This window comes from Pseudomonas sp. HP_14 (assembly GCF_055283875.1).
The window spans coordinates 77,282-89,089 of record NZ_JBTOQI010000009.1; the positions used below are offsets into that span (position 1 = coordinate 77,282).

Annotated in this window: 6 protein-coding genes; 3 read left to right on the forward strand and 3 right to left on the reverse strand. The window is 53.5% G+C overall.

All coding sequences use genetic code 11. The features are described from left to right. Nucleotides 1–74 precede the first annotated feature (74 nt). Nucleotides 75–752 carry a siderophore-iron reductase FhuF gene (gene fhuF, locus ACYASS_RS08670; RefSeq protein ID WP_463585820.1) on the reverse strand — a complete coding sequence of 226 codons (678 nt, stop codon included), beginning with the start codon at nt 750–752 and terminating at the stop codon, nt 75–77. Nucleotides 753–1,616: 864 nt separating this feature from the next. On the opposite strand from fhuF, the gene ACYASS_RS08675 reads away from it, so the two are divergent. The 3 genes from ACYASS_RS08675 to ACYASS_RS08685 all read left to right on the forward strand — a co-directional run bounded on the left by ACYASS_RS08675 (nt 1,617) and on the right by ACYASS_RS08685 (nt 8,752). Next, a complete protein-coding gene (locus ACYASS_RS08675; protein WP_463585821.1) occupies nt 1,617–4,529 on the forward strand; it encodes a ribonucleoside-diphosphate reductase subunit alpha in 2,913 nt (970 codons plus the stop codon). Between the two features lie 1,528 nt (nt 4,530–6,057). Beyond that, nucleotides 6,058–6,765: a methyl-accepting chemotaxis protein gene (locus ACYASS_RS08680; RefSeq protein WP_463585876.1), complete on the forward strand. Its 708-nt coding sequence runs from the start codon at nt 6,058–6,060 to the stop codon at nt 6,763–6,765. A gap of 739 nt (nt 6,766–7,504) precedes the next feature. Then, complete coding sequence (locus ACYASS_RS08685; RefSeq protein ID WP_087272475.1) at nt 7,505–8,752, forward strand: ribonucleotide-diphosphate reductase subunit beta; 1,248 nt, start codon at nt 7,505–7,507, stop codon at nt 8,750–8,752. 234 nt (nt 8,753–8,986) lie between these two features. On the opposite strand, the gene ACYASS_RS08690 is transcribed toward ACYASS_RS08685, so the two are convergent. Continuing rightward, nucleotides 8,987–10,258 carry a DNA cytosine methyltransferase gene (locus ACYASS_RS08690; protein ID WP_463585822.1) on the reverse strand — a complete coding sequence of 424 codons (1,272 nt, stop codon included), beginning with the start codon at nt 10,256–10,258 and terminating at the stop codon, nt 8,987–8,989. Between the two features lie 323 nt (nt 10,259–10,581). Continuing rightward, a complete protein-coding gene (locus tag ACYASS_RS08695) occupies nt 10,582–11,799 on the reverse strand; it encodes a PP_RS20740 family protein (RefSeq protein ID WP_463585823.1) in 1,218 nt (405 codons plus the stop codon). Nucleotides 11,800–11,808 lie beyond the last annotated feature (9 nt).

The following is an 11,808-nucleotide window of genomic DNA, read 5'->3' on the forward strand; positions in this document are numbered from 1 at the left end:
CTGCCGAAGGCTGCGAAAGAGATTTGTCTGACACACCGCTTTCGCAGCCTTCGGCAGCTCCTACATTGACCAGGCTAATCTGCTCCTGTCGGACAATGCTCACACCGCCCCACCCACTCCACCTGATGACTCAAGCAACAACTGCGCCGCTGTCGACGTGGCGGCTCGCCTACATAGCGGATGGCATTGAACAGCGGGTTGCGTCGCCCATCACTCAGGGTCTTGCTGCGCAGTAACCCATAACCCGCGTCCAGCGAGATGTCAGTCAAAGCGCCCAGTTGCACAAGGCAGCGCTCAAGGTAATCCCCGGCATTGCCCCACAACACAGCTGGCGATACATCGCCCAGCCGACTGAGCGTTTCTATAAAGGGATGCAGATTGTCATCCAGCAATCTGCTGAATTGCGCAGGCTGACGCTCGCCCAAGCCAAGAAACCGCAACCCGACCGGCACACCACGCTCGTCCAGCGCCACAGCAATCTGATCAAGCGGCAATGGCCAATGCCACCCCTTCACCAACCCCGCCACCAGAACCGGAGGGATCAACTGCATGAAGTAATACTTGGACCACTGCGACACCAACACCGGCCGATGACTGGCCAGCAACCCGGCGCCATAGATATTCAGCAACAGCGCATCCAGCGCCTCGGCCTGTAAAAGCTCTGGCAGCGACCGCACCGAGCGCGCATCGTCGTCCGCCAGCAGGCCCTGCCCGAAGCATTCAAGTACACCGCTGAATAATGGGTGGGTCATGGGTTTCCTGAAGATAACGGGGCTCTCATTCTGCACGAACTGCGACTGCGTCCATGACACCACACTCTCCCGCGGCAACCGTTCAACCTGTAGGAGCTGCCGAAGGCTGCGAAACAATGTGTCTGGTGAACCACCTTCGCAGCCTGCGGCAGCACCTACAGGAAGAGCATCTGCATTTGCGCAAAAACATCCGCCAAACCACAAAACCGCACAATTCTAGCGGCCATTGCCCCCAAGCACACCACATGCCAAACCGCCCTTGCCAGGGGCATTTTTTGTGATAGGGTTCGCGCCCGCAAAAATCCACGGAGCCGTGTAAAAAAACCTTAATAAGCCTCACAAGCGCGTCGGTCCAGTAGTTATGCGGCCTACACGGGATACGGAGCTTTCATACATCGATTACACACAGCTTTATCCACAGGTAGTGCGTTGCAATTGGTGTCCAAAACGCTTTATCTTGTAGCCCGGCTTCAACAACAACCCTACATGTAGGGTTTCACGGTAAAAACCCAACACAAGTCGAATAGGGATTTCAAGCATTTTTCTTAGGTCTTGAGGGTGGAACCAACGGCTCAATCAGCAGCCAAAGCAGCGCCCCATACACCTGAGCATGCATACCCCCTTCGACCGCAACGAATCCGAGCATTTGTTGCAATATTTAACAGGCACCATCCAACAGATTCCCCAGGGCAGCGAGCAACGATTCGCTGCCTTTTTGACTTCAAAGCCAGGGACGGTGAAATCCGCCATCCCCATTCCGTTTTGAGGTCGTTACAGCCGACGCTTGTCGACTGAATGCCTACAAACCGGATCGGTGGGTGCTTAATCAGCACCCAAACAAACATAGAGAACGTGGAGACACCCATGCAAACAGACACAACTCGCGAGAACTCGCCGAATCCGGCGCCGCAGACAAGCCAGTCCCAACAGGATCTGTCCGCGACCGCTCCCGGCCAGCTGCGCGTGATCAAGCGTAACGGCACCGTCGTCGCCTACACCGATGACAAAATCACCGTCGCTATCACCAAAGCGTTTCTTGCAGTTGAGGGCGGCACCGCCGCTGCGTCTTCGCGCATCCACGACACCGTGGCCCGTCTGACCGAACAAGTTACCGCGACCTTCAAACGTCGCATGCCTTCGGGCGGCACCATCCACATCGAAGAAATCCAGGACCAGGTTGAATTGGCCCTGATGCGTGCCGGTGAGCAGAAAGTTGCTCGCGACTACGTGATCTACCGTAACGAGCGCTCCAAAGAGCGTGCCGTTCGTGGCACCGACACACCGGTCGACGCCCACCCTTCGATCCGCATCACCCGCGCCGATGGCAGCGTTGCGCCGCTGGACATGGGTCGTCTGAACACCATCGTTACTGAAGCGTGTGAAGGCCTGGCTGAAGTCGACGCCAACCTGATCCAGAACGAAACCCTGAAAAACCTGTACGACGGCGTGGCGATGAAAGACGTCAACACCGCACTGGTGATGACCGCCCGTACCCTGGTTGAGCGTGAGCCGAACTACTCGTTCGTGACCGCCCGCCTGCTGATGGACACCCTGCGCGCTGAAGGCCTGGGCTTCCTGGAAGTGGCCGAAAGCGCCACTCACCACGAAATGGCCGACCTGTACGCCAAGGCGCTGCCTTCGTACATCGCCAAAGGCATTCAGTTCGAATTGCTGAACCCGATCCTGGCCACCTTTGACCTGGAAAAACTGGGCAAGGCGATCAACCACGAGCGCGACCAGCAGTTCACCTACCTAGGCCTGCAAACCCTGTACGACCGTTACTTCATCCACAAGGATGGCGTGCGTTTCGAACTGCCGCAGATCTTCTTCATGCGTGTGGCCATGGGCCTGGCGATCGAAGAGAAAGCCAAAGAAGACCGCGCCATCGAGTTCTACAACCTGTTGTCGTCCTTCGACTACATGGCGTCGACGCCTACCCTGTTCAACGCCGGCACCCTGCGTCCGCAGCTTTCCAGCTGCTACCTGACCACCGTTCCGGATGACCTGTCGGGCATTTACCACGCCATCCACGACAACGCCATGCTGTCCAAATTCGCAGGCGGTCTGGGCAACGACTGGACACCGGTTCGCGCGCTGGGCTCGTACATCAAGGGCACCAACGGCAAATCCCAAGGCGTTGTACCGTTCCTGAAAGTCGTCAACGACACCGCTGTAGCCGTTAACCAGGGTGGCAAGCGCAAAGGCGCTGTGTGTGCTTACCTGGAAACCTGGCACATGGACATCGAAGAGTTCATCGAGCTGCGCAAGAACACCGGTGATGACCGTCGTCGTACCCACGACATGAACACTGCCAACTGGATCCCTGACCTGTTCATGAAGCGTGTCTTCGATGACGGCAAATGGACCCTGTTCTCGCCTTCCGAAGTACCGGACCTGCACGACCTGACCGGTAAAGCCTTCGAAGAGCGTTACGAGTACTACGAAGCCCTGAGCGAATACCCAGGCAAGATCAAGCTGTTCAAGACCATCCAGGCCAAAGATCTGTGGCGCAAGATGCTCTCGATGCTGTTCGAAACCGGCCACCCATGGCTGACCTTCAAAGACCCGTGCAACCTGCGTAGCCCGCAGCAGCACGTGGGCGTGGTTCACAGCTCGAACCTGTGCACCGAGATCACTCTGAACACCAACAAGGACGAGATCGCGGTCTGCAACCTGGGCTCGATCAACCTGCCGAACCACATCGTCAACGGCAAGCTGGACACCGACAAGCTCAAGCGCACCATCGACGTAGCCGTTCGCATGCTCGATAACGTGATCGACATCAACTACTACTCCGTGCCGCAAGCGAAGAACTCCAACTTCCGTCACCGTCCAGTGGGCTTGGGCATCATGGGCTTCCAGGACGCGCTGTATCTGCAGCACATCCCTTACGGTTCCGATGCGGCTGTCGAGTTCGCCGACCGTTCGATGGAAGCTGTCAGCTACTACGCGATCCAGGCGTCTTGCGACCTGGCCGACGAGCGTGGCGCTTACGAGACGTTCCAGGGTTCCCTGTGGTCCAAAGGCGTACTGCCGCTGGATTCGCAACAAATCCTGATCGAACAGCGTGGCCAGAAGTACATCGACGTTGACCTGAACGAAACCCTGGACTGGGCGCCAGTACGTGCCCGTGTACAGAAAGGTATTCGTAACTCCAACATCATGGCCATCGCACCGACCGCGACCATCGCCAACATCACTGGCGTATCGCAGTCGATCGAACCGACTTACCAGAACCTGTACGTGAAATCGAACCTCTCGGGCGAATTCACCGTGATCAACCCGTACCTGGTCCGCGACCTCAAAGCCCGCGACCTGTGGGACTCGGTCATGATCAACGACCTGAAGTACTACGACGGTTCGGTACAACAGATCGAGCGCATCCCGCAGGAACTCAAAGACCTGTACGCCACCGCGTTCGAAGTTGACACCAAGTGGATTGTTGACGCAGCAAGCCGTCGCCAGAAGTGGATCGACCAGGCTCAGTCCCTGAACCTGTACATCGCTGGCGCATCGGGCAAGAAACTGGACGTAACCTACCGCATGGCCTGGTACCGTGGTCTGAAAACCACTTACTACCTCCGTGCCCTGGCTGCGACCAGCACCGAGAAATCCACCGTCAACACCGGCAAGCTCAACGCAGTATCGAGCGGCGGCCACGGCCCGGACGACTCGGCGATCACCGCCCCGCGTCCAACCGAAGCAGCACCAGCCGGCCCGGCACCAGTGCCTAAGGCCTGTGCTATCGACGAGCCGGATTGCGAAGCTTGCCAATAAGCATTGGCAGCAAGGCAGACCTCGCTTCCCTTGTGGGAGCGAGGCTTGCCCGCGATAAGGTCACTCTGCTGTAACTACCGAAATACAAACCGGGAGCCTCAAACCCTCCCGGCTTCCCCCCCTCCAAACCGCCTCCTGCACAGATCGCCCGCGTGACAACGCGTTCCCCTCGCTTAAACTCGATATCGCCCGTCCTCTTCCAACTCGCGAAGACCTACTCAAAACCTATCGCAACAACCCAACCTGACACCGCAGCTCCCTCTAAATCAAGCCCAATCCTGTAGGAGCTCACCGAGGTTACGAGGCCAGCGATAACGGTGTATCAGACAAAACGCTATCGCTGGCCTCGTAACCTCGGTGAGCTCCTGCAGATTCAATGCTCGGCAAACGAAAGCGTTCGCTCCGATACCGTCGTAAAAACGCCCATATCCATTCAAATGAATGGGTTAGAAAATCCGATAGCATGACACTATCCATCCCGTAGCCACCCTCAATTGGGCGTCAATACCACCTGAGGATATCTTCCCGCTACCCGCAACAGATGGCGCATTGATACCAGCGCGCTTCAGCAGTTTGTTCCCCACGAGTTCACCTCATGAAAAACCCGATCTCCCTCGCGTCCCGCATCGGCCTAGGCTTTGCCGCCGTTGTTTCGCTGCTTGTATTGATTACCGCCGTGGGTATCCAGCGGGTTGGGTTCATTGACTCGACCCTGGCAGACGTCAGCGACAATGCCGCCAAAGTGCAACGCTACGCCATCAACTTCCGGGGCAGCGTTCACAACCGCGCGATCGCCATTCGCGATGCCGTGCTGGTCAATAATGATCGTGATCTTGAAACCCACCTCGCTGAAGTCAGCCGCCTGCAAAAAGACTACGTCGACTCGGCCGCCCCGTTGGACCAGTTGTACGCAAGCAACACTGTCAGCCCGCAAGAGCAATCGATGCTGCGCGCCATCAAAGACATCGAACAGCGCACCCTCGCCTCCACCGATAAACTGATCAGCCTGCGGCGCAGCGGCGACATTGCGGGCTCCCAGGCATTACTGCTCAATCAGATATCCGCCGACTACAGCGAGTGGCTCAAGCGCATCAACGCCTTGATCGACTACGAAGAAGCGTCAATTAAATCGCAGCTCAATGAAGTGCAAACCACTGCCAGCCAGTTTCGCGGTTTGATGTTGCTGGCGACCGGCGTGGCCCTGCTGCTGAGCATCTTCCTGTCGGTCCTCATCATCCGCTTCGTCAAATCCACCCTCGGCGCAGAACCCACCGAAGTGGCTCAGGCTATCCAACGTTTGGCAGCGGGCGACCTGCAACAAAGCATCGTCACGCCCTACCCCGACAGCGTGATGGGTGTGCTGAAAACAGCCCTCAGCCGCCTGTCCGACACCATTACCCAAGTGCGCATGGCCGCTCAGGAAGTCAACCAGTCGTCCACGCTGTTGTCCGCCACGTCGATCACCAACAACGACCAGATAAACCTGCAAACCCGTGAAGCAGAACAAGTCGCCACCGCCATCACGCAAATGGCAGCCACCGTCAACGAAGTCACCGGTTATGCGTCTCAAGCCGCTGACGCAACGCGTTTGGCCGATGGCGAAGTGGCCAGCGGTAACCAGTTGGTCGCCGACACCACCCTGGCGATCGAACACCTGGCCACCTCACTGGCGGAAACCACCCTGACCGTGGAGCGGGTATCCAAACAAAGTGAAGAGATTGAGAGCGTGATCGACGTGATCAACTCCATCGCCACCCAAACCAACCTGCTGGCCCTCAACGCAGCCATTGAAGCGGCGCGCGCTGGCGAGCACGGCCGAGGCTTTGCGGTGGTCGCCGATGAAGTGCGCTCGCTGGCCAACCGCACCCAGCGCTCGACCCAAGACATCCGCGACATGATCAGCACCCTGCAAAGCGGCACTGAAACCGCCGCGCAAACCATGCGTGACAACTGCGAGCTGGTCGGCCGCACCGTCGAGCAAACACGCAACGCACAAGGCGCGCTTTCCAAGATCAGTCAGGAAGTGGGCGCCATCAACCGCATGAATGCACAAATCGCCAGCGCATCGGTGCAGCAAAACAGCGTGGCCGAAGAAGTCGCCATCAACATCAACCGCATCCACGGCTCAACTGTGCAGTCCGCAAGCGGATCAAAACAAGTCGCCACCGCAAGCCACGAACTGGCAAAACTGGCAGACCGCCTCACTCAGAAAGTGGCGTTCTTCAAAGTCGGCTAACCCAAGTCCGCCCCGGCACGCCCCCTGTGGGAGCCGGGCTTGCCCGCGATAAACGATAACGCGGTACAACTTCAGACCGCAGCGCTACCATCGCGAGCAAGCTCAGCTCCCACAACTACCTGCCCACCATCAAACCCTGAACAAGACCAAATATTACCCACAAGCCAACCTCCCCTCCGACCAACCGTTGGTCACCTAAAAATCTTCACCGCGAAGCCGCTCCCCGCCACAGCCCCCGCTATCCAAGGCATAGAGAAACATTGACCCCCGTCAAGCCAGAATCCCATACCGCAAATGCGTCGCAACGACACGTTGCCGGACACCCTCATGACCTATATGCTGTGTTTCGAAATATGAAAAACACTACATAAGGGATTTCCGCCGCATTTACGGCCATACCTTCTCCGCTGAGAATGAACCCGCAAATGCAAAAGAAAAAAGCGAAAATCCTTCCTCAAACGCAGTCACGGATGAACAAGTGTCGGGCGAAATCTGTATAATCCCGCGCTCGCTCCAAGGTACTCAAATGACCCTTTGCACACGCAATGCTGTCTTGCCTGAAAGCCACCTTGAGTCCCCGTTTTGCTCGCCTGTAAGGCCCACAGCCGCGGCAGCAAATCCATTGATCGACCCGCTGCACCACCATCAGGTCGATCCTGAGTAATACCCGAAAATTCCGTTGCCAGCGTCATCCACTCGACGCAGGCACTACATCCTTTGAAATTCAGGAGCTTCCACCATGCTGAGCTGGGACGAATTCGATAAAGAAGACGGCGAAGTAGCCACCAAAGCAACCAACGCCGGTCACGCTAACGAAGCCAACATGGACCGCCTCGACAGCGCCGGTGGCGCCGCAGCCACCGAAGCTCGCGCCGTTACCGAAAAAGACTCCCCTGCCCTGATCCGTGCCAAAAAAGCACTGGACGCACTGGACGTCGCCGAAGGCCTGGCTGAACTCGAAGGCGCCAGCGCCCGCGTTGCCGTTGACGAAAAAATGATGATCAACTGCCGCGCCGACCTTAACCAGCTCGTGCCATTCAAGTACGACTGGGCGTGGCAGAAGTACCTGGACGGTTGCGCAAACCACTGGATGCCGCAAGAAGTCAACATGACCGCCGACATCGCCCTGTGGAAAGACCCACAAGGCCTGACCGACGACGAGCGCCGCATCGTCATGCGCAACCTGGGCTTCTTCTCCACCGCCGACTCCCTGGTTGCCAACAACCTCGTACTGGCCGTGTACCGCCTGATCACCAACCCGGAGTGCCGCCAGTACATCCTGCGCCAGGCCTTCGAAGAAGCGATCCACACCCACGCTTACCAGTACTGCATCGAATCGCTGGCCATGGATGAAGGCGAGATCTTCAACATGTACCACGAGATTCCATCGGTCGCGAAAAAAGCCGCCTGGGGCCTGAAATACACCCGTTCGATCTCCGATCCGAAGTTCGAAACCGGCACCGTCGAAACCGACAAAGAGCTGCTGCGCAACCTGATCGCCTACTACTGCGTACTGGAAGGCATCTTCTTCTACTGCGGCTTCACCCAGATCCTGTCCATGGGCCGTCGCAACAAAATGACCGGCGTCGCCGAGCAGTTCCAATACATCCTGCGCGACGAATCCATGCACCTGAACTTCGGCATCGACGTGATCAACCAGATCAAAATCGAAAACCCACACCTGTGGGACGCCGAAATGAAGGAAGAAGCCAGCCAGATGATCCTGCAAGGCACCCAGCTCGAAATCGAATACGCACGCGACACCATGCCGCGCGGCGTACTGGGCATGAACGCCGCGATGATGGAGGACTACCTCAAGTTCATCGCTAACCGTCGCCTGAGCCAGATTGGTTTGAAAGAAGAGTACCCAGGCACCACTAACCCATTCCCATGGATGAGCGAGATCATGGACTTGAAGAAAGAGAAGAACTTCTTCGAGACTCGGGTTATTGAGTATCAGACTGGTGGGGCGTTGAGCTGGGATTGATTTGATCCCGAACTGACAAGCTTCAAATGAAAGGGCTGCCTGAGAAGGTGGCCCTTTTTTATTGCAGGCGGGGCAGTGCTGCTCTGGGTTAACGTCTAGATATCTGAGGACAAACAGGGACTATTTAACTTTTGGTCTATGCTTCCATATATTAAAAACGCTTTACTTATGAACCTCGGCAAATTACTAGCCCAAAGCGCAGAGCACTCACTGAATCACAAAGTGAAGTTACAACTATAAATGCATATCTGCATTATCCTCTGCGGCGTTTTCAGCCCAAACATTCTGCTCTAATTGCGCCCTAAGCAACACCCCAATCGCCTCTGAAAGAAGAGGCGGAACAGCATTACCAATCTGCGTATAACGAGGACAATCTAACTTCCTTGCTTGCCCTCCAGTCGTATACTTTCCAGTAAACTCATACCAATCAGGAAATGACTGCAAACGAGCATTTTCACGAGCAGTTAGTATTCTACATTCACTATAGTGAATAACGTCATCAGGAAGAGTGGTAATTGTTGGCGCCGGAGAGTTCCTGTCCAAAACTGTTATGGCATGCTTTTTCATGCCCAATTCATCACGCAGAGCTTTAGACAATGATTTCCCAGGTGTAGATACAGACATAACCTTCCGAAACTGATCAATAGTTTTTGGCTTATGATTTGGAAGCCGCATACTATTAGGGGAGGCATCGTACCCGTCACGCATCAACCTCAAATATGGAGACAGAATATCAGGCTGAATATAAGCCAACTCCTTAAACCCAGGACGACCAGAATCAGTATTAGAAACTAGCTCTTTAGATTCAATCTCCAAATCCGCCAATGCTTCGTGCGAGGTTGAGTCTCGTAACAAACTCAGCCCTTTCGAAAGCTTAAACTCCAACTTACTTATACTTAGCTTCTCAAAGAGCGCATCATCAAGTAGAGACGCCATTATCAAATATCTGTGTCTATTTTGAGGAACACCAAAATCTGAGCAATTAACTTTTCCTCTAGACACTTTGTATCCAATTGCAGAAAGACGATTTGAAATAAAATCAGCATATGTTTGAGATTGAGAAGTTTTTTCAGGGTTTTCTGAACCTAAAGCTTTAGTGAAGGGACTATTAAATCCACTTACATTTTCGATCACTATGTAACTGGGCCTGATCAGCTTCACAAGGCCTAGATAATGCTCAGCCATTTTGTTACGAGGATCATTGGGGTCTCGTCGTCCAGCATTGGAGAAACCCTGACAAGGAGGCCCCCCGACCATCAAATCGATAGTACCCCTCATCTCGGAAATACGTGCTTTGTAATTACCTAGAAAATTCTCACAGCTCATCGCCTGTGTAGGTAACCAATCGGGCCATTCAAACTGATAGCGTGCGCCGTCGATCAGGTTATGTCGTAACGTTTCAAAGGCCATGGGGTTCTTCTCGATTGCAACCACGCCCGTACACCCCGCTTTGAGCAATCCGAGCGACAGTCCGCCACAGCCTGCAAAGACATCTATAAAGCGCATGGGCAAGCAACCTCAAAACAAAAAACTTGACAAAAAAACAAAAGCCAAGACGCATGACTTATTAATAATTTAAGTGAATATCTTAACGCAAGCAGCCTTGCTAGCAAAGGGATCAGTGGAAAAGATAGGCAGCTCCTGCACTATCGAGGTAGGAGATATCTCAACTTTCATTCATTTTAGAGCACAATATTAATACGCTGCCTAACCACTATGCGACATCCTCTATCTAACCGCAAATTCACATGGAACACCGTCCTTCAAAAACTTAGCCGCCTATAGAGAAAAAGGCGAATGCATGTCGCATTCGCCTTATACAAAAACCACTAACTAGCTGCAATCATAGCTTTAAGATCGTCAGCACCCACCCCCAAAGCAGCAATATCCTTTAAACACATTTTATCGAAGTAGTCTTCGACACCTCTGCCTGCCTGGCTCAAGAGACTCATTTTTTGACGAACACATGAAACGTAGCAAGCAATATCTTCTGTTATTATCTCATCAACGCTTCGCATGTTCCTTAGCTTATTCAAGCCTCGAACAGCCAATATCGGCTCACTCAAATCCGGTTCGGCAGTGCGCCCGTCCGGCAGGAACAAAATCCTAGTGAACACGAGAGAGATAGACACCATGTCGCTATCCGCATCCTCACCGTCAATATGATATTTAACACAGCTATCCAGTTTTATCTTAAAACTTTGCGAAAAGGAACAAGCAACAATAAACTTGAACACACTCAGGATATATATATCTATAAAATCCTGATCTGCCTTCTCACTCTTTTCATCAGTGCGCGCACTATCCGTAGTCAGATCACCATAAAGACTCTTAAAAGCATCCGAAAATTCATTCACTGTTAAGTTTGACTCCAAAGAGCAAACTAATTTCTCAAAGGTTTCTAAGCACGAACTAGATTTTGAGGTTCTAGTCGTGAGAAACAGAAGCCATTTATTTGGTACCACCTGAAACTGATATTGCAATAAATTTTGAATAGCATCCAAACGTCTAGATCTTAAAGATGGTGCAATTATATTCCCGCAAAAATCAAGGTTAACCACATCAAAATTGCCAAATTTTAACATTTTTTGATATGCTAAGGATGCAGAGTTTTCAAGATGATCAAAATCAAGCTTTTCGACTCTTGAATCTTTATGTAGCCCTGTAGAATCCAGTGCTTTACTAAGCTGCTTCTGAGCACTCTCCCAGTCATTATCGCCATTGATCAACCCCATGACAAAAACGTTTTTCTCAAATACTGAAAGCTTTTGCTGGAGAAACATAACATCTAAAAGATCAGCTCCAGGCAAACCAAAATAACGTACATTATTTGTACCAGGCATACTAGGTAATATGTGCCTTTCGATCTGCCCCCACCATTGCCGATCACGTATCCATTGCTTCCTAGGCTTGTGCCATGGCAAAAAATCGCCTACGCGCTCTCCGACTACACTATCCGGATGAGCATCAGCGGCATGTTCGGTTTCGCTTTGATCTAGGCCAAAATCTTCAAAATCAGGAACAAACTCTTCAGTTGAAATGGTCATTATGCTCAT

What these genes read in the sequence shown, in the direction of transcription:
- ACYASS_RS08675 (WP_463585821.1), top strand. Translation starts at nt 1,617, where the DNA reads ATGCAAACAGACACAACTCGCGAGAACTCGCCGAATCCGGCGCCGCAG.
- ACYASS_RS08680 (WP_463585876.1), top strand. Translation starts at nt 6,058, where the DNA reads ATGGCAGCCACCGTCAACGAAGTCACCGGTTATGCGTCTCAAGCCGCT.
- ACYASS_RS08685 (WP_087272475.1), top strand. Translation starts at nt 7,505, where the DNA reads ATGCTGAGCTGGGACGAATTCGATAAAGAAGACGGCGAAGTAGCCACC.
- ACYASS_RS08695 (WP_463585823.1), bottom strand. Translation starts at nt 11,799, where the DNA reads ATGACCATTTCAACTGAAGAGTTTGTTCCTGATTTTGAAGATTTTGGC.
- fhuF (WP_463585820.1), bottom strand. Translation starts at nt 752, where the DNA reads ATGACCCACCCATTATTCAGCGGTGTACTTGAATGCTTCGGGCAGGGC.
- ACYASS_RS08690 (WP_463585822.1), bottom strand. Translation starts at nt 10,258, where the DNA reads ATGCGCTTTATAGATGTCTTTGCAGGCTGTGGCGGACTGTCGCTCGGA.